This is a genomic window from Bacillus sp. FSL M7-0791 (assembly GCF_038627085.1).
Taxonomy (GTDB): Bacteria; Bacillota; Bacilli; order Bacillales; family Bacillaceae; genus Bacillus; species Bacillus safensis.
In genome coordinates this window covers 1,760,280-1,780,464 of the sequence record NZ_CP152022.1, presented here as the reverse complement: position 1 = coordinate 1,780,464, position 20,185 = coordinate 1,760,280, and the positions used below count along the sequence as shown (strand labels likewise).

16 protein-coding genes are annotated in these 20,185 nt (G+C 40.7%); 15 read left to right on the top strand and 1 reads right to left on the bottom strand.

Annotated features, from left to right (window positions below):
- The first annotated feature begins 13 nt into the window (after positions 1–13).
- The 12 genes from MHI08_RS09025 (at position 14) to MHI08_RS08970 (ending at position 14,975) form a co-directional block, all read left to right on the top strand.
- A complete protein-coding gene (locus MHI08_RS09025) occupies positions 14–1,429 on the top strand; it encodes a sugar porter family MFS transporter (protein ID WP_342500175.1) in 1,416 nt (471 codons plus the stop codon).
- Between the two features lie 77 nt (positions 1,430–1,506).
- Positions 1,507–2,376 (top strand): class II fructose-1,6-bisphosphate aldolase, encoded by an 870-nt coding sequence (fba, locus tag MHI08_RS09020; RefSeq protein ID WP_342500174.1) that lies wholly within the window; start codon positions 1,507–1,509, stop codon positions 2,374–2,376.
- A 49-nt stretch (positions 2,377–2,425) separates the two neighbouring features.
- Positions 2,426–3,211, top strand: coding sequence for a DeoR/GlpR family DNA-binding transcription regulator (locus tag MHI08_RS09015; RefSeq protein WP_342500173.1), 786 nt, complete (start codon positions 2,426–2,428; stop codon positions 3,209–3,211).
- 42 nt (positions 3,212–3,253) lie between these two features.
- A complete protein-coding gene (gene iolD / locus MHI08_RS09010; RefSeq protein WP_149126595.1) occupies positions 3,254–5,179 on the top strand; it encodes a 3D-(3,5/4)-trihydroxycyclohexane-1,2-dione acylhydrolase (decyclizing) in 1,926 nt (641 codons plus the stop codon).
- 27 nt (positions 5,180–5,206) lie between these two features.
- Positions 5,207–6,037 carry a 5-deoxy-glucuronate isomerase gene (iolB, locus tag MHI08_RS09005; protein WP_149126596.1) on the top strand — a complete coding sequence of 277 codons (831 nt, stop codon included), beginning with the start codon at positions 5,207–5,209 and terminating at the stop codon, positions 6,035–6,037.
- The gene (gene iolC, locus MHI08_RS09000) at positions 6,037–7,047 is read left to right on the top strand and encodes a 5-dehydro-2-deoxygluconokinase (RefSeq protein ID WP_133743752.1); all 1,011 of its coding nucleotides are present in this window, start codon (positions 6,037–6,039) and stop codon (positions 7,045–7,047) included. Before iolB ends, iolC begins: the two co-directional genes overlap by 1 nt.
- Positions 7,048–7,066: 19 nt before the next feature.
- Positions 7,067–8,527, top strand: coding sequence for a CoA-acylating methylmalonate-semialdehyde dehydrogenase (locus tag MHI08_RS08995; protein ID WP_342500172.1), 1,461 nt, complete (start codon positions 7,067–7,069; stop codon positions 8,525–8,527).
- 64 nt (positions 8,528–8,591) lie between these two features.
- Positions 8,592–9,626: a Gfo/Idh/MocA family oxidoreductase gene (locus MHI08_RS08990; RefSeq protein ID WP_025093209.1), complete on the top strand. Its 1,035-nt coding sequence runs from the start codon at positions 8,592–8,594 to the stop codon at positions 9,624–9,626.
- A gap of 253 nt (positions 9,627–9,879) precedes the next feature.
- Positions 9,880–11,418: a glycoside hydrolase family 43 protein gene (locus tag MHI08_RS08985; protein ID WP_342500171.1), complete on the top strand. Its 1,539-nt coding sequence runs from the start codon at positions 9,880–9,882 to the stop codon at positions 11,416–11,418.
- 35 nt (positions 11,419–11,453) lie between these two features.
- Positions 11,454–12,719: a glucuronoxylanase gene (locus MHI08_RS08980; RefSeq protein WP_025093211.1), complete on the top strand. Its 1,266-nt coding sequence runs from the start codon at positions 11,454–11,456 to the stop codon at positions 12,717–12,719.
- A gap of 142 nt (positions 12,720–12,861) precedes the next feature.
- Positions 12,862–13,569 carry a response regulator transcription factor gene (locus MHI08_RS08975; RefSeq protein ID WP_041109294.1) on the top strand — a complete coding sequence of 236 codons (708 nt, stop codon included), beginning with the start codon at positions 12,862–12,864 and terminating at the stop codon, positions 13,567–13,569.
- Between the two features lie 2 nt (positions 13,570–13,571).
- Entirely contained in the window at positions 13,572–14,975 is a 1,404-nt protein-coding gene (locus MHI08_RS08970) for a HAMP domain-containing sensor histidine kinase (protein WP_342500170.1), read from the top strand.
- 56 nt (positions 14,976–15,031) lie between these two features.
- On the opposite strand, the gene MHI08_RS08965 is transcribed toward MHI08_RS08970, so the two are convergent.
- A complete protein-coding gene (locus MHI08_RS08965) occupies positions 15,032–15,340 on the bottom strand; it encodes a DUF4870 domain-containing protein (RefSeq protein ID WP_342500169.1) in 309 nt (102 codons plus the stop codon).
- A 342-nt stretch (positions 15,341–15,682) separates the two neighbouring features.
- Here MHI08_RS08965 and MHI08_RS08960 point away from each other — a divergent pair, with 342 nt between their 5' ends.
- From MHI08_RS08960 to MHI08_RS08950, 3 genes are all read left to right on the top strand, one after another.
- Positions 15,683–16,525, top strand: coding sequence for a PRD domain-containing protein (locus tag MHI08_RS08960; protein ID WP_073205807.1), 843 nt, complete (start codon positions 15,683–15,685; stop codon positions 16,523–16,525).
- Positions 16,526–16,638: 113 nt separating this feature from the next.
- The gene (locus MHI08_RS08955; protein ID WP_342500168.1) at positions 16,639–18,540 is read left to right on the top strand and encodes a beta-glucoside-specific PTS transporter subunit IIABC; all 1,902 of its coding nucleotides are present in this window, start codon (positions 16,639–16,641) and stop codon (positions 18,538–18,540) included.
- Positions 18,541–18,563: 23 nt separating this feature from the next.
- Entirely contained in the window at positions 18,564–20,027 is a 1,464-nt protein-coding gene (locus tag MHI08_RS08950) for a family 1 glycosylhydrolase (protein ID WP_025093217.1), read from the top strand.
- Positions 20,028–20,185 lie beyond the last annotated feature (158 nt).

Below are 20,185 nucleotides of genomic sequence, written 5' to 3'. Positions count from 1 at the left end.
AGGAGAAAAGACCATGAACAAAAGTCAACAAACCAATTTAAGATCTATTATCCTAATTTCGACCTTTGGAGGACTTCTTTTTGGTTATGACACTGGTGTATTAAATGGTGCATTACCTTACATGTCTTTACCGAATCAGTTAAATTTAACAGCAGTGATGCAAGGGATTGTAACAAGTGCATTATTATTAGGTGCAGCATTAGGTGCAGTCATATGCGGACGTTTATCAGACAGGTTCGGACGCCGTAAAACTATTTTTTACTTAGCCGCTCTATTCTTTTTTTCTACATTAGGATGTACTGTATCACCAAACGCTGAAGTAATGGTCTTATTCCGATTCTTTTTAGGGCTTGCAGTTGGAGGAGCTTCAGTCATAGTTCCAGCCTTTTTAGCTGAAATCTCTCCAGCAGAAAATCGCGGAAGAATCGTCACACAAAATGAACTGATGATCGTATCCGGTCAATTACTTGCTTTTACCTGTAATGCATTGATTGGAAATTTATTTGGAGAGAACCCGTATGTATGGCGCATCATGCTACCAATTGCGGCGATTCCAGCCATTATTTTATTCTTCGGTATGCTAAAAGTGCCAGAGAGCCCAAGATGGCTTGTAACAAAGGGGAAAAACAAAGAAGCACTTCAAGTACTTCACCGCATTCGCTCAAAAGGAGCGGCGAAAACGGAGTTGCTCGAAATAGAGAACGCTTACAGGGAAGAAGTGAATTTAGATAAAGCGACTTTAAAAGATTTATCCACGCCTTGGATTAGGCGGCTTGTGTTTATCGGCATAGGAATTGCGGTTGTACAGCAGTTCACAGGAGTTAATTCCATCATGTATTACGGAACAGAAATTTTAAAAGATGCAGGTTTCGAAACGAAGGCAGCTCTAATTGGGAATATTGGGAATGGTGTTATCTCTGTCCTTGCTACATTTGTTGGCATTTGGCTGCTTGGCAAAATAGGACGTCGCCCTATGTTAATTTCAGGCTTGATTGGAACAACCTTCACATTACTGTCTATCGGCATTTGCTCTAATCTTTTTGCAGGAACAGCCTTTCTTCCATATTTGATTTTATTTTTGACGATTACATTCCTTGCATTCCAGCAAGGCGCCATCTCTCCTGTCACCTGGCTCATGCTGTCAGAAATTTTTCCTCTTCGGCTGCGGGGGCTTGGTATGGGGGTAAGTGTATTTTGTCTATGGATGGTGAACTTTTTAATTGGTTTGACGTTCCCAATATTACTTGCTCAGATCGGCCTCTCGATGACTTTCTTCGTTTTTGTCGCTTTCGGAGTCCTGTCTATTTTGTTTGTGGTGAAGTGCTTGCCGGAAACAAAAGGGATGACACTTGAAGAACTAGAAATGAATTTCCGTAAGCACGATCAAACATCAATTGACATCACAACAGATCATCAAACACTGTCTTAAATAAAAGGGATGAAAACAAAGATGGTGTCGAACCAATTTGTGAAAATAGAGTTTCAACAGTAAGGAGTGTTCAATAGATGACCGTAATAGATTCAAAGCTCATTTCAATGAAAAGCATACTGCATGAAGCAAAACAAAAACAATATGCAGTAGGACAAATGAATATCAATGGTTTGCAATGGGTGAAAGCCATCTTACTTGCGGCAAAAGAGGAGCGATCTCCTATCATTTTAGCAGCATCTGACCGGCTCATTGATTATTTGGGCGGCTTTCACACGATTGTAGGCATGGTTGAAGGGTTAATGAGAGATTTGGAGATCAGTGTCCCAGTTTCTTTACATTTAGATCATGGCATGACTGTCTCTCGGTGCAAAGCTGCCATTGATGCAGGATTTAGCTCAGTCATGATAGACGGCTCTTCCTATCCTCTCTCACAAAATATTGCCATGACAAAAGAAGTTGTTCATTATGCCTCTAAAAGAGGTGTATCTGTCGAAGCTGAAGTTGGCTCTGTTGGAGGAATGGAAGATGGTTTGATAGGAAATATCATCTATGCTGATCCATACGAATGTGTGCGCCTTGTTAGAGAAACAGGAATTGATGCCTTGGCCGCAGCACTCGGTTCAGTGCATGGCCCTTATCAAGGAGAACCGAGGCTAGGATTTGATGAGATGAAGCAAATAGCTGAACTCACAGACGTTCCGCTTGTCTTACACGGCGGTTCAGGCATTCCTGTTGATCAGATTCAAAGGGCTATCTCACTTGGTCATGCAAAAATCAATGTCAACACTGAATGCTTGGAAGCTTGGAATCAAGCTGTCCGAGCTCAACTAACTAAAAACAAAGCAACCAATGATCCACAAACAATTTTAACACCTGGTACAGAAGCCATTAAACAAGTTGTCAAGATGAAAATCCAACAATTTGGATCAAGTCAGCGTGTTTGAGCACATCTAGCAGACACTTCCATAGATAAGACGAAAAGGAAGATGAAGCATGATAAAAACGAAAAGAATCCAGCAAATAAAAAAATATGTGATCCAACATCAGTCTGTCTCGTTAGATGATCTTGTCACAACCTTTGGGGTGTCAAAAAATACGATTAGGCGAGACGTTCAAAAGCTCGTTGAAGAAGGACATATCCAAAAGGTTTATGGGGGAGTAGCAGCCAATCATGCAAGGCTTGAATCATTTCATGACAGACAAACACGAAACCAACTTCAAAAAAGATGGATTGCAAAAGATGCGGCACGATTAGTAGATGATGGCGATGTCATTTTTATTGACTCTGGTACCACAACATTAGAAATGATTCATTTTATAAAAGAAAAGGAATTAACGGTTGTCACGAACAACTTAGACTTTATTGTACAAGCATTGCCTTACACTCAGCTTCAAGTCATTTCAACTGGCGGCCAATTAGAGCGGAAAACGAAATCATTTTCCAGCATTACTAATACAAATGATGTACTTCAATACAACTTCGATAAAGTGTTTATGGCCTCAACAGGGGTCTCTATTTCAAATGGAGTAACAAATTCATCGCCAGTAGAAACAAGCATGAAGGAAATGGTCGTCAAAAAAGGTAGAGAAGTGATTCTATTAGTAGATCATACAAAATTCAATAAATATGCGATGTTGACATATTGCCAGCTGGATGAAATCGACTACTTAATCACTGACGATTCTCTGGATACCTCCTATACAACCTTTTTCAAAAAGAATCAAATCAAATGGATCGTTGCTCCTTCACAAGATGAAAGTCAGCAAACTTTAACATGAAGGAACATGTCAAAAATATTTTCAGATAAGGCAGGGGGAAAAATGGACACAATCAGGTTAACGGTGAGTCAAGCATTGGTCAAATTTTTAAATGCCCAGTACGTTGAATATGACGGTGAAAAAAAGCCTTTTATCAAAGGAATCTTTACTATTTTCGGTCACGGAAATGTGTTGGGGCTCGGTCAAGCCCTTCAAGAAAACCCTGGAAGGCTCGAGGTATATCAAGGAAGAAATGAACAAGGGATGGCACATGCTGCAACGGCTTTCGCAAAACAAAAGCAACGTAAACAAGTAATGGCCTGCACCTCATCCGTTGGGCCTGGCTCTGCCAATATGATCACAGCTGCTGCAACGGCAACAGCGAATCAAATTCCACTTTTGCTTTTCCCAAGTGATGTCTTTGCCACACGACAGCCAGATCCAGCACTTCAGCAGATTGAACAAACATATGACTTGAGTTTATCGACGAATGATGCCTTTCGGGCTGTGAGTAAATACTGGGACCGGGTTTCAAGACCAGAACAGCTCATGTCCGCACTGATTAACGCCATGCGTGTTTTAACAAATCAAGCAGATACTGGTGCGGTCACAATTTCGCTTCCTCAAGATGTTCAAGGAGAAGCATGGGATTACCCGCTGTCTTTTTTTCAAGAGCGGACGCATTTTTTAGACAGATATGAACCTTCAAAAAGAAGTATTCAAGAAGCAGCGGCACTCATTCGTAAGAAAAAGAAGCCTTTCTTGATTTTAGGCGGAGGGGTGCGTTACTCAGAGGCGGCTGACGAGTTTGTCCAATTTGCTGAAACTTTTCATATACCCTTTAGTGAAACACAAGCTGGTAAAAGCTGTGTTGAAAGCAGCCACCCATTAAATGTAGGCGGACTTGGTGTCACTGGCAATAGTGCTGCCAATGAACTCGCTCAGAAGGCTGACCTTATTATTGGCGTCGGCACTAGATTTACAGACTTTACAACATCATCTAAACGGCTATACGCAGACAGTGATGTTTTAGCGATCAATCTATCCGATTATCATGCATCTAAATTAGATGCAACAACAGTCATTTCTGATGCGAAGATGGCACTCCTTGCATTAAAGGATGAACTGGCAAACTATCAAACAGGTTATCAAAATGAAATCAAAGAAGCAAAGCAGCGCTGGGCACAAGAATTACATCGGCTTCATCATATTCAGTACACTGAAACAGGCTTTACACCTGAAATCAAAAGCCACTTTGATCATGAATTAGATGAATATAAGGAAAAACTTCATACAACGCTACCTCAAACGACTGTACTTGGCTGTTTAAACGAATGGATTCCATCTGACGCCATTATTACATGTGCTGCAGGCAGTCTCCCAGGAGATTTACAGAGAATGTGGGTGACCAAAGAGCGAAACACATATCACCTTGAATATGGATACTCTTGTATGGGCTACGAAATTGCTTCTGCACTTGGAGTGAAAATGGCTGAACCAACCAAAGAAGTGTATGCCTTAACAGGTGATGGCAGTTATTTAATGCTGCATAGTGAACTTGTCACAAGCATTCAAGAGGGCTATAAGATTAATATCATTCTTTTTGACAACTCCGGTTTTGGCTGTATTAATAATTTGCAAATGGGCCATGGAATGGACAGTTTTGCGACTGAATTTCGAAAAAGAAACAAGAAAACAGGACAGCTTGATGGAGAGATTATGAAAATCAATTTTGCACAATCAGCAAAAGGTTATGGAGCAAAAACATATGAAGTTCATACACTCGAAGAATTGAAATCTGCGGTTGAAGATGCTAAAAAGCAGACGGTCAGTACCCTGATTGATGTGAAGGTACTTCCAAAAACTATGACAGCAGGTTACGGTGACTCATGGTGGAACGTAGGTATCTCAGAAATCTCTGATAAAGAACAGATCCAAAAAGAATATGAAGAAAAACAGCAAAAATTAAAACAAGCAAGACAATATTAAGAAAAGCTTATGAAAGGTGTGTGCATAATGGCTGATTTAATTGTACCGAAACAAAAAAGAGACAAAGAGGGAAAGGTGCTGAGCATCACACCTCAATCAGCAGGTTGGACCTATATTGGCTTTGAGGTATACACATTGGCAAAAGGTGAAAACCTTCATAAAAAAACAGATGAAAATGAGGTGTGCATTGTCATTCTCTCAGGTAAACTTCATCTCCAAACGAAAGAAGAGACATGGAAAGAAATTGGCGAACGAATGAATGTTTTTGAGAAAACACCTCCTTTCTCCATTTATATACCAAACGATGATCATTACGAAATTGAAGCCATAACAGATATTGAGATTGCCGTTTGTAGTGCACCTGGAAAAGGCACATATCCAGCTCGTCTGATTCTTCCTGAACGAGTAGAGGTTGAACATAGAGGCGCAGGTAATATTGCAAGACAGGTTCACAACATTTTACCCGAACATGAACCAGCTGACCACCTGCTTGTTGTGGAAGTATTTACACCGGAAGGAAACTGGTCGAGCTATCCGCCGCATAAACATGATCAAGATAATTTACCGCACGAATCTTATTTAGAAGAAACGTATTATCACAAAGTAAACCCAGAACAAGGTTTTGTTTTACAAAGAGTATATACAGATGATCTTTCACTAGATGAGACAATGGCTGTAAGAGATAGTTCCGCCGTTCTTGTACCAAAAGGATATCACCCTGTGTCAGCACCACCAGGCTATGAAATCTATTATTTGAATGTCATGGGAGGTCCAGTGAGAACTTGGAAGTTTCATAACAATGCTGAACATGAATGGGTGATGAAAAACAAATTGAGTATGAAAAGGGAGGGGCGCTGATGCTAGACTTATCATTTAAACAAGATCGGCAGCTTGATGTTATTGCAATGGGAAGATTATGTATTGATTTAAATGCGAACGAACTGAATCGGCCGATGGAAGAGACGATGACTTTCACAAAATACGTCGGGGGGTCTCCAGCCAACATTGCCATTGGTTTAGCAAGGCTCGGTATGAAATCTGGATTCATTGGAAAAGTCGCTAACGATCAGATGGGACGTTTTGCAACAAGCTACTTGGAAAAGAACAACATCAATACAGACGGCATTGTCATAGATCAATCTGGTGCTGTCACGGGTCTTGCTTTTACTGAGATTAAGAGTCCCGAAGAATGCAGTATTTTAATGTACCGAGACAATGTAGCAGATTTAAAAATCGATGTCCAAGAAGTATCTGAACAATATATCAAAAAGGCGAAAGCCTTACTCATCTCAGGCACTGCGCTAGCAAAAAGTCCATCAAGAGAAGCAGTATTTGTGGCACTTGATTATGCACGTAAGCATCACGTAACTGTCTTCTTTGACCTGGATTATCGTCCATACACTTGGCAAACCGAGCAAGAAACAGCGATTTATTACAATTTAGCTGCTGAAAAATCAGACGTGATCATCGGCACAAGAGAAGAGTTTGATATGATGGAAAAACTCATAGCAGATGGACCGTCAAATGATGAATCAACCGCCAAAAAATGGTTTTCACACCATGCCAAAATCGTTGTTATTAAACATGGGGGTGATGGTTCCATCGCTTATACGCAGGATGGACAGTCATATCGAGGCGGCATCTTTAAAACAAAGGTCCTCAAAACATTCGGAGCGGGTGATTCATATGCTTCAGCCTTTATTTACGGGCTGATGAACAACATGTCCATTGAAGAAGCTATGCGTTTTGGAAGCGCTTCTGCCTCCATCGTAATTTCTAAGCATAGTTCATCAGATGCCATGCCCACAGTTAAAGAAATCAAAGACTTTATGAACGAAACAAAAGTTGAACAAACACAACCAATTTAAACGTAGAGGAGAGAATACCATGGCTAAAACAACTGTCAAAACATTAAAAAATTATATTGGAGGAGAATGGGTAAATGCTGAAACAAGTCAAACTGAACCCGTTTATAATCCAGCAACAGGGAAAATCATTGCAGAAGTTCCCCTATCAACAAAAGGAGATGTAGAACGAGCAGTTCAAGCAGCAAAAGAAGCGTTTTCCAGCTGGTCTAAAACCCCTGTACCAAGACGTGCACGTATTCTCTTTAAATATCAGCAATTATTAGTCGAAAAATGGGAAGAATTAGCCGAACTAGTTACGCTCGAAAATGGAAAAAGCTTAACTGAAGCACGCGGAGAAGTACAGCGAGGCATTGAATGCGTCGAATTCGCAGCCGGTGCCCCAACTTTAATGATGGGAAAACAGCTGCCAGACATTGCGACTGGACTTGAATCAGGCATGTACCGCTATCCTATTGGCGTCATTGGCGGCATTACGCCATTTAACTTTCCAATGATGGTTCCTTGCTGGATGTTCCCGCTTGCCATTGCCTGCGGAAATACGTTTGTCTTAAAACCTTCAGAACGTACGCCTGTTCTTGCGGCACGGTTAGCAGAGCTGTTTGAAGAAGCGGGTCTTCCAAAAGGTGTTCTTAACATAGTCAATGGGGCTCACGATGTCGTTAACGGCCTGCTTGAACATCAAAACGTCAAAGCTATTTCATTTGTCGGCTCTCAGCCAGTCGCAGAATATGTCTATAAAAAAGGAACAGAGCATGGCAAACGTGTCCAAGCACTTGCAGGGGCTAAAAATCACTCCATTGTCCTAAAAGACGCAGATATAGAGGCAGCCGTCAAACAAATTGTTGGTGCTGCCTTTGGCTCTGCTGGAGAAAGATGTATGGCTGCAGCTGTTGTCACAGTAGAAAAAGATATCGCTGACGAGCTCATTCAAAAATTAATCGCTGAATCCAATCAAATGGTCATTGGAAATGGCATGAATGAAGATGTTTTCCTCGGCCCAGTCATTCGGGAAAGTCACAAAGAACGAACGCTTCAATATATTCAATCAGGTATTGAAGAAGGAGCGAGTCTCATTCGTGATGGCCGCAAAGATCGTGAAACAGAGGGAGAAGGATACTTTATCGGACCGACTATTTTTGATCATGTAACAAAAGAAATGAAAATTTGGCAGGACGAAATTTTCGCTCCCGTTTTATCCATTGTTCGCGTTTCATCGCTTGCTGATGCTATTGAAATGGCCAATGAGTCTAAATTTGCAAATGGTGCCTGCCTTTACACTGATAGTGCATCAAGTGTGAGGGAATTCCGCGAGAATATTGATGCAGGCATGTTAGGTATTAATGTCGGCGTTCCAGCACCAATGGCATTTTTCCCATTCTCAGGTTGGAAAGATTCATTCTATGGCGACCTGCACGCAAATGGCACGGACGGTGTTGAATTTTATACTAGAAAGAAAATGGTCACCGCTCGTTATATGTAATACAACATACTCCTATCAACTTCAAAACAGCTGTGCGAAAAGCACAAAAACAGGAGGTCACTAGATGGAATTAAAGATTGGTGTTATTGGTATAGGTGCCATTGGTCAAGATCATATGAAACGAATTACAAATACGCTGTCTAAAGGAAGAGTGGTGGCTGTTACTGATGTGAACAGACAGCAGGCAAAAGCCATCGTAGATGCATTCAGCCTTGATGCACGTATTTATGAGGATGGCCATCAACTCATTCAATCAGATGAGGTAGATGCCGTTATCGTCACATCATGGGGGCCGACACATGAAGAATATGTGTTAGCTGCTATTGAAGCTAATAAACCTGTTTTTTGTGAAAAACCACTTGCAACCACAGCAGAAGGCTGCATTCGTATAGTCGAGGCTGAAATGAAGAAAGGGAAATTACTCGTACAGGTTGGATATATGCGCCGGTACGATTCGGGATATCGCGCTTTAAAACAAGTACTGGATGAAGGACAAGTAGGTGAACCATTAATAATTCATGCTGCACATAGAAACCAAACCGTCCCTGACACATATACAGGAGATATGTCAATTGTCGATACATTCATTCATGAAATCGATGTCCACCGCTGGTTACTAAATGATGAATACGTATCCGTACAAGTCATTGCACCTAAAAAAACGCAGCAAGCTGCTGAGCACTTACAAGATCCTTTAATAGTGATCATGAAGACGCAACAAGGGACCATCATCAATGGCGAAATATTCGTTCATTGTCAGTACGGCTATGACATTCAGTGTCAAATTGTCGGTGAAAAAGGGATTGCAAGTCTTCCTGATCCTGCCAGTGTCGTTTTGCATAGTCAGGCAACACGATCTACAAATATCTTAACAGACTGGCAGCATCGATTTAAGGCAGCCTATGACGAAGAATTGCAGGATTGGATCAATTCCTCCTTAAAAGGAGAAGTAAATGGACCTACTGCTTGGGATGGATATGTAGCTGCCGTAACAGCAGATGCTTGTCTTAAAGCAAAGGCAACTGGTGAGACAACACCAATCCATCTCCAAGAACGTCCAGCCTTTTATCATCAATCATTTGTCCCTGAAAAAGTATAATCAATTCAAAAGAAGAGGCTGCTGAAAGCAGTCTCTTTTTCATTACAAAAAAGAAAAAATGCAGCTCCATCATGGGAGACTGCATTTTTTGTTGTCTTCTAGTCAAAAAGTAAGGGTTTTCATCGTGATTCCAGCAAGGATTTGCCCTAGAAATCATTCTTTCTATTCATTCTTCATCAGTATCTATCAACATATTTTGAAATTGGGCCTAAACCCCAATATTAGGAAGATGAAAACAGGAGGAAATGAAACGATGAGGACGAGGATGAAGTGCGGCGTTGGTTTATTGATTTTTGCTTTGGTACTGAGCTTTTTACCGGTATATGATGCGAGTGCGGCAAGCACAACAATTGCAAAACGTGTAGGAAATGCAAACCCGCTCATAGACCACCACTTGGGCGCTGATCCGTTTGCGCTCACCTATAACGGAAGAGTGTACATTTATATGTCGAGTGATGACTATGAATATCACAGCAACGGAACGATTAAGGATAATTCTTTTGCCAATTTGAATAGGGTCTTCGTCATCTCTTCAGCAGATATGGTGAACTGGACAGATCATGGCGCGATTCCAGTAGCCGGTGCAAATGGAGCAAATGGCGGCAAAGGGATCGCTAAATGGGCAGGTGCTTCCTGGGCTCCATCAGCAGCGGTGAAAAAAATCAATGGGAAAGATAAATTTTTCCTTTATTTCGCGAACAGCGGCGGAGGAATTGGTGTTCTGACAGCAGACTCCCCAATCGGCCCATGGACAGATCCTATCGGAAAAGCGCTCGTCACACCAAATACACCAGGAATGTCTGGGGTTGTATGGCTGTTTGATCCAGCCGTTTTTGTAGATGATGACGGCACTGGGTATTTATATGCCGGTGGAGGCGTACCAGGCGGTTCTAATCCAACGCAGGGACAATGGGCCAATCCTAAAACAGCAAGAGTCTTAAAACTAGGGCCTGATATGACAAGTGTTGTGGGCAGCGCCTCGACCATTGATGCTCCTTTTATGTTTGAAGACTCAGGGATGCATAAGTATAACGGAACCTATTACTATTCCTATTGCATCAACTTTGGCGGCTCCCACCCAGCAGATAAACCACCTGGTGAGATCGGTTATATGACGAGCTCAAATCCGATGGGTCCCTTTACGTATAGAGGGCACTTCCTGAAAAATCCGGGTGCATTTTTCGGTGGAGGCGGTAACAACCATCATGCTGTGTTCAATTTTAAAAACGAGTGGTATGTCGTGTATCATACCCAAACGGTCAGCTCTGCCTTATACGGGGCAGGAAAAGGCTACAGATCTCCACATATAAATAAGCTTGTGCATAATGCTGACGGCTCCCTTCGAGAGGTTGCAGCCAATTTTGAAGGGGTCAAACAGCTTTCCAATCTGAATCCTTATCAGCGGGTAGAAGCTGAAACATTCGCATGGAATGGACGCATTTTGACAGAGGCCTCTTCAGCTCCAGGCGGACCGGTCAATAACCAGCATGTCACAAACATTCAAAACGGAGATTGGGTTGCTGCCAGTAACGTCGATTTCGGATCAAACGGCGCAAGAACATTTAAAGCGAATGTAGCATCAAATGCAGGCGGAAAAATAGAAGTACGCCTCGGAAACCCTGACGGCAGACTCGTCGGGACACTAAATGTCCCTTCCACAGGCGGAACAAACAATTGGCGAGAAGTAGAAACGACAGTAAACGGAGCAGCTGGCGTGCACAACGTATTTTTTGTCTTTACTGGAACAGGTTCAAACCTATTTCAGTTTGATTCCTGGCGGTTTACTCAATAACAAAGGATGACAAAATGATAGGAGAGTGGAAAAATTTGATGTCAATGATCAAAAAACCAATCTGTACTTTATTGATCTGCTTCACCATGCTGTCTGTCATGTTCATCGGACCTGGCGTCACTGAAGTTTCAGCAGCAGATGCCAATATTAATATCAATGCAGAAAGACAAGTGATTCGTGGCTTTGGCGGAATGAACCACCCGGCTTGGATTGGTGATTTGACCGCACCTCAAAGGGAAACCGCCTTTGGCAATGGGCAGAATCAATTAGGGTTTTCCATTCTAAGAATTTTTGTAGATGAGAACAGAAATAATTGGCACAGAGAGGTCGCCACAGCCAAAAGAGCAATAGAGCATGGAGCTTTAGTGATCGCTTCACCTTGGAATCCTCCAAGCCATATGGTCGAGACTTTCAACCGTAATGGTACAACTGCAAAGCGTCTGAGATACAATCAATACGCTGCATATGCTCAGCATCTGAACGATTTTGTGACGTATATGAAAAATAATGGCGTCAATCTCTATGCGATATCAGTACAAAACGAGCCCGATTATGCACATGAATGGACTTGGTGGACTCCTCAGGAAATCCTGCGTTTCATGAGAGAAAATGCCGGCTCCATTAATGCCCGCGTGATTGCACCAGAATCCTTTCAATACCTTAAAAATATATCAGATCCTATCTTAAATGATCCGCAGGCGCTAGGAAATATGGACATTCTCGGAGCCCATTTGTACGGAACCCAAATCAGCCAGCTTCCGTATCCTCTGTTCAAACAAAAAGGAGGGGGGAAGGAGCTTTGGATGACAGAGGTCTACTACCCGAACAGCGATAACAATTCAGCGGACCGCTGGCCTGAGGCATTAGGGGTTTCAGAGCATATTCACCATTCGATGGTAGAAGGGGACTTTCAGGCATATGTTTGGTGGTACATCCGCAGATCCTACGGCCCTATGAAGGAAGATGGCCTGATCAGTAAACGCGGTTACAACATGGCGCATTTCTCCAAATTTGTACGCCCAGGATACGTCAGAATTGATGCAACGAAAAGTCCTGAACCAAATGTTTTCGTATCTGCCTACAAAGGAAACAATCAGGTCGTCATTGTCGCGATTAACAAAAACAATACAGGAGTCAATCAGCACTTTGTGATGCAAAATGGAACTGCTTCACAAGCATCAAGATGGATTACGAGCAGCAACAGCAACCTTCAGCCGGGTACAGACTTAAATATATCAGGTAATCAATTTTGGGCTCATCTCCCGGCTCAAAGTGTGACAACATTTGTAGTCAAACGCTAAAAAATCAATTGAATCACCAAAAGCCAATTTTCTTATTTCAAAAGAAAATTGGCTTTTTTTATGCAAATAGGAAGTTGATTTTTTCACTATGTTCTTACATTGGGTATAATAATGGCAATGACTTCAGGAGAGTGATCAATGTATGCCAAAGCATCAAAGCAAAGTATTAATGATCGATGACGAAAAAGAAATTTTGGAATTAATCAACACAGTATTAACAAGAGAAGGCATTGATCGCGTTATAACAGCTTCAACTGCCCGTGATGGGCTCACGAAATTTCATCAAGAACAGCCCGATCTTGTCATACTTGATATTATGCTGCCAGACGGTGAAGGCTATGATATTTGCAGACAAATCAGAGAGACCTCCCATGTTCCGATTATCTTTTTATCAGCAAAGGGAGAGGAATCAGACAAAATTGTAGGACTTGCTATCGGCGGGGATGACTACATTACAAAACCGTTCAGCCCAAAGGAAGTCGCCTACCGGGTGAAAGCGCAGCTGAGACGGCTCTCATACTTGCAGTCATCTCAAGCCGATCCCGTGATCAAAAAAGGGCCGTTTGAATTAAACGAGCAGCAAGCAGAACTGACGAAAAACGGCGCGGTCATTGAGCTCACGCCGAAAGAGCTTCTGCTGATGACTTACTTCTTGCAGCATCCGAACCGCATCATCAGTAAAGAAACACTTTATCAAACTGTTTGGGGGGAAGACTTCTTCGGTTCTGACAATACAGTGATGGTTCATATCCGAAGACTTCGGGAAAAAATAGAAAATTCCCCGTCAACACCAGAGTTTCTCGTCACAGTCAAAGGGCTTGGCTATAAATTTGTTGTAAAGGATGCGTAAGGATGAAATGGCGATTAACAGGCAGATATATGGTCTCTGTCATTATCGTGACCATAATCACGGTCTTTATCAACTTATTCGTATTTATGATTTGGCTCGTACTTCAGGCAAACAGCCAGCATAACGAGGAAAATACGCCTGAAACCTTTACAAGATCATTTGAACAATACATCTCTTTTTCTGGTCAAGGGATAACCGTAAACAAAGAAGGGCAGAAAGCCTTAAAACAACAGAATGCATGGATTCAAATTTTAGACGAAAATGGACAGGACGTGTATCATGCGCAGGCACCTAAAGGATTAAAGAATAAATATACACCGATAGACATCGTGAACTTACATAAATATAAAGATAAGCAATTATTATCGACTATTTATGCTGGCGGAAAAAAAGTAAAGGGCAAAGAATACAGTTACTTTATCGGATTTAAAGACCCTTCCATTGGAAAATACCTATTCTCGTTTGACACGAAGGATTTAGTAACAAGATTCAATATCGGGACGATGATTTTATTATCAATTGATGCCATTATAGCGTTACTCATTGGTTACTTATTCAGCCGGCAGCTCACAAAACCGCTCGGCCGTGCCATTCATAACATCCAGCGGCTGGCAAACGGAGATTACACGACAAATCTGCCTGCTAAAGGAATTTATAAAGATGTCTTCTATAATGTCAATCACTTATCAGAGCAGCTCGCTTCAAGCAAAAAAGAAAAAGACAAACTAGAGCAAATGCGTGAAGAATGGATCAGCCATATTTCTCATGATATTAAAACGCCGCTCGCTTCTATTCAAGGCTATGCAGAAATCATGAAAGACCCAAAGTATCCTCTTTCAAAGCAAGACATCAGACATTACGCGGGCATCATTGAGAATAAATCATTGTATATCAAAGATGTCATGGAGGATCTAAATTTAACGACAAGGCTGAAAAATAACGGCGTCATGCTCAATAAAGAGCTGGTCAACATCGTGTCACTGCTGCGGGAAACGTTAATTGATATTTTAAACGATTCAAGATATGCCGATCAGACGATTGAGCTTCAAACGAATGAAGACAAGCTCATGCTGAATATTGATAAAATCCTCATACGAAGAGCGGTCACCAATCTGATTTTAAATGCCCTCGTTCACAATGATCCTGATGTGACGATTATTGTACAGCTTGAACAAAAAGAAAGAACCCATATTACGATTCAAGACAACGGCAGAGGAATAGAAGAGGCAGAGCTGGAAAAAGTGTTTGACCGCTATTACAGAGGGACGAATACAGGAGTTTCGCATGCAGGCTCTGGTCTTGGGATGGCCATTGCAAAGGATATTATCGTCAAGCACGGCGGGGATATCACGATCCGCAGCAGTGTAGGAAAAGGAACAACAATTGACATCCAACTACCAGCATAAAAATAGACAAAAAAACGGTTCTGATCAACAACAGAACCGTTTTTTCACCTAATTATTTATTCTGAAAATACTTTGATGCCTTTCACAATGTTCCAAATGAAGAAGTAGATGGCAACAAGGAATGTCACTGCATATGTCGCAATTAAGAAAGGCCCCGCATGGCTGATATCTTTTTTACCAAGTAAACCTGAACCAAGGATGCCAATACCAAAAATCAAATAAGGTATGACATGCGTCCATAATGATTTTTTCGCATGATATTTCACTTCGTCCTGACCTAAGAAATAGACGATAATTGGGAACAAAAATGGTGCGAAAAAGATACTGAAGTAACATAATGATGACAAGACTTTATTTTCTCTCAAAACGTTTCACCTCTATGATTTATTCACTACAAACACATTGTACTACCTCAACCTTAATCCGTATTAATCTGAACCTTACAGCAACCTTAAAAATGTTTACCTTTTAAAATAATTTATAAACGACATACTATAATATAGGTATTTAAATCTATTTTACCGAAAAAAATAGTTGACTTTGGTTTATCCTGTGTTTACAATAAAGTCGTAACCGATGCAGGAGTGTTACTGATATCATCAGGCACCACCAAGTCAGGTAAACATGTTGTACATTTGTACGTTGTTTGCTGAGATTTTGGTGTTTTTTTATGCTTTTTTAGCAGTTTTAGGTAAGGTGGGATGAACATGTTCACCGTCGTTAAAGTTTTAAACAATAATATCGTATTAGCTCTAACAGACACTCAAAATGAAGTAGTTGTTTTTGGTACAGGAATAGGCTTTAAGAAGAAAAAGGGTGATACACTTGATGAGAGCGCTGTCAGTAAGACATTTTATTCTGATCAGACGTCTCCATTAGAATCTCAACTTGCCGCTATCCCAACTGATATCCTTTTATTAACTGAAAAAATCATTCATATGGGCGAAGAGATGTTGAATAAAAAATTAGGTTCCAGCATGCTGTTTTCGCTATCTGATCATCTTACCTTTTCTATTCAAAGGCATCAAGAAAAAATGGAATATGAAAACCCAATTGTATGGGAAATTCCACATCTATATTTTCAAGAATATCAAATTGGGAAAAAAGCACTTAAAATTATTCAAAAAATGATGGGGATTACTTTTCATGATACAGAGGCTTCACTCATTGCCCTTCATTTTGTAAACGCTCAAATAGATGGTCAGTCTATGGGAGATACGATCAAAATGACCCATCTCACGAAGGAAATCGTTAAGATTATTCAAAACATTTTCGAGATGGTGTTAGATAAATCATCAATAGATTATTCGAGGTTTATCACTCATTTGAGATATTTTATTGTCAGACAAGAAACAAATCAACCGCCGCAGCAAATGGATGATTCATTAAAAGAATTAATTCAGGATCGGTATATGAAGAGCTATGCATGCGGTTTAATTATTAAAGAAATGTTAAAGCGGGAATTCAATTGGAATGTCACGGAAGACGAACTTGTTTTTCTAGTCATTCATATTGAAAGAATTACAAAGAAACATCAACAAAATAAATGATTTCTTTTAGGCGTGTTATGAAAAAGCATTAACCTAAACAAATCTCCATTTAGAAGTCTTTCTAATGGTGGATTTTGTTTAGGTTTTTTTTGTGAAAATGAAGGGGTGAAGACATGGGAAACAAAGAATTGGCGCAAGAAATTATTAAATTAATCGGTGGAACCGGTAATATATCTCAAAGCTGGAATTGTATTACGAGGCTGAGATTTAATATCAACGATGAAAAACAGGTGAAAGTAGATGAACTGAAAACAGTAGACGGTGTGCTGGGAGCGCAATTCCAAAGCGGACAATTCCAAGTCATTATTGGAGCAAAGGTTGCAGAAGTCTATGAGGAAATCGACCATCTGATTGGAGAGAGCAGCAATGATTCTACTCCTGCTAAAAATACGTCAAAAATGAATCCAATCGAAGTCGTATTCGATGTCATTAGCGGGATTTTCACACCGATTTTGCCGGCGATTGTGGGTAGTGGATTGATAAAAGGGATCATGGCTTTGTTCGTTAGTTTAGGCTGGATGACGGAAAAAAGCTCTACCTATGCTGTACTTCAAATCTTTTCAAATGCTGTCTTTTACTTTTTACCTTTCCTCATTGCGTATTCTGCAGCGAAGAAATTTAAAACACGAGAATCTCTTGCGATGGCACTCGCTGGGATTTTATTGTACCCAACGATGGTGGAAGGTGCAGCAAAAGGGGCAGATCCACTTAGTTTTTTAGGATTGAGTATCCCATTAAATAATTATACTTCTTCTGTCTTACCGATTATTTTAGGAGTGCTGCTCCTTAGCTTTATTGATAAGTGGATAACGAAAGTGATTCCAAAATCCTTAAGCATCGTGTTTACACCGGTACTGAGCTTAATGATCACGGCGCCTCTTACACTAGCTTTCATAGCGCCTATTGGAAACGTTTTCGGTCAGTATTTAGATATCTTTTTCACTTCTTTATTCCATTTTGCTGGGCCGATTGCAGGTTTATTAATGGGAGGCCTCATGCCTTTAATTGTGCTAACTGGGATGCATTACGCATTCTTCCCAAGCACGTTTGCCAGCTTTGAAAAAGTTGGCTACGATATCATGCTGCTTCCGATGAACTTTATTGCCAATATGGCACAAGCAGGTGCCGTTTTAGGGGTCATCATTCGCACAAAACGAGTAGAAACAAGGTCTTTGGCGTTATCAACATTGCTTCCGAGTTTCTTTGGAATTACAGAACCAGCCATTTATGGCGTAACACTGAGATTGAAAAAGCCTTTCTATGCTTCATTAATAGGCGGCGCAGTTGGCGGATGTTTTTATGGTTTATTCTCAGTCAAAACGACAGCATTTTCAATTCCAGGTGTTACATCTCTGCCAACCTATATTATGAAAGGCACAAATAATTTCCAGCTGGCTTTAATTGGAATAGTGCTGAGCTTTTTGGTCTCACTGCTTGCCACTATGTTTCTTGGCTTCAATGAACCTGCCACAAAGGATGAAGGGCAGCCGGAAAAACAGGGAAAGCCATCTAAATATCCAGAAAATGCAGTCAATCAACAAGCTGCCAGACAAGTAAATCCTTATGAAATACAAGCACCTATAACTGGTAAAGTCGTTCCTTTATCTGACGTAAATGATGCCGTCTTTTCAAGCGAAATGATGGGCAAGGGAGTAGCGATTATACCTGATAAGGGGGTGGTACAAGCGCCGTTTGCCGGAAAAGTTGTGACCGTTACACCTACTAAACATGCAATAGGTTTGGTTTCAGATGATGGGGTTGAATTATTAATACATGTAGGGATTGATACCGTCAGCCTAAATGGTCAATTCTTTGAGGTATTGGTGGAAGAAGGAGATGAAATCAACATCGGGGATCATTTATTATCATTTGATATAGAAGGAATTCAATCAAAAGGATTAGATGTCGTGACACCTATCATCGTCACTAATTCCTCGAAGTACCTGGATGTTATCTATACAGGTGACTCTTATGTCAACGCAGGAGAAAATAAACTCTTAATGCTCATTCATTAATCAAAATAGAAGGGATGATTGAAATGAAAGAATTAAAAAAAGGATTTTCAGATAATTTTCTATGGGGTGGCGCAACCGCTGCCAATCAAATAGAGGGTGCATATTTAGAAGGCGGCAAAGGGCTGTCAACTTCAGACTTCGCTGCATATAAAGATCCTTACGCACAAGGAAAAGTGAACAACTTTACATTCGATGTGAGTTCAGCTGAACTAAACAAGTACAAGGAAAATCCTGATGCATTTGATTTCCCAAAAAGACGCGGAATTGATTTTTATCATCGTTATGAAGAAGATATTGCACTATTTGCAGAAATGGGATTTAAAGTATTTCGTTTGTCTATCTCATGGGCAAGAATCTTTCCAACAGGCTTAGAGGACAAGCCGAATGAAGAAGGATTGGCTTTTTACGATAAAGTATTTGATGAATGTGCGAAATATGGAATTGAACCGCTAGTAACGATGTCTCATTATGAAATGCCGATTACTTTAACAGAAAAATATAATGGATGGATGAGTAGAGAGCTTGTCCCATTGTTCGAAAAATACGCACGTGCGATTTTAGAAAGATATAAAAACAAAGTGAAATATTGGATTACGTTTAATGAAATGAATATGAACCTCAATAGCCTTTATACAGGTGCTGGAATTTTAGAGGATCTAGTAGACCATAAATTACAAGCTGCTTACCAAGCATCTCATCATCAATTTGTGGCAAGTGCCTTAACAGTGAAGGCTGCGAAGGAAATCATTCCAGATGTCCAAATTGGCTGTATGATTAACCAGATTGAAGCCTATGCAAAAACAACAAAACCAGAGGATCAGCTGCAGGCAGTCAAATCGAATCAATTGAATATGTTCTATCCTGATGTTCAAGCTAGAGGCGAATATCCAACATACATGGTGAAATACTTTGCTGATAATCAAATCAAGCTGGATATTAAAGAGCAGGATGAACAAATTTTAAAAGAAGGCACTGTTGATTTTGTTGCGATCAGCTACTATATGTCCCATGTAGCAGAAGCACGTGAAGATGCAGCTGAGCTAGCGGGTACGTTTGACAGTCCGATTAAAAATGAACACTTGGAATTATCACAATGGGATTGGCCGATCGATCCAATGGGTCTGCGCATTTCATTAATTAAACTGTATGACAGATACCAAAAGCCTTTATTTGTTTGTGAAAATGGACTTGGTGCAAGGGATACATTGACACAAGACGGAAAAATACACGATGATTATCGAATTGATTATTTGAAAAAACATATTGAACAGATGAAAGAAGCCGTAAAAGAAGGTGTTGACTTAATGGGGTACACACCTTGGGGCTGCATTGACTTAATCAGCTGCGGAACATCTCAAATGACGAAACGCTATGGTTTGATCTATGTGGATCAAGACGACCTAGGAAATGGTACACTGAATCGTTACCGCAAAGACTCATTCTTCTGGTACAAAAATGTAATCGCATCAAATGGAGAAGACCTATAAAAGCAAATTGAATGATGTAAAACACCATCTCAGGGCGCCTTAACCGGCTGCATGCGATGGTGTTTTGTTTTTTAAGAAAACGTATCTTGACCTTGAAGTATACTTCAACCTTTATAATGTAAATATAGAAAGACAAAATCACGAAAAAGGAGTAACGA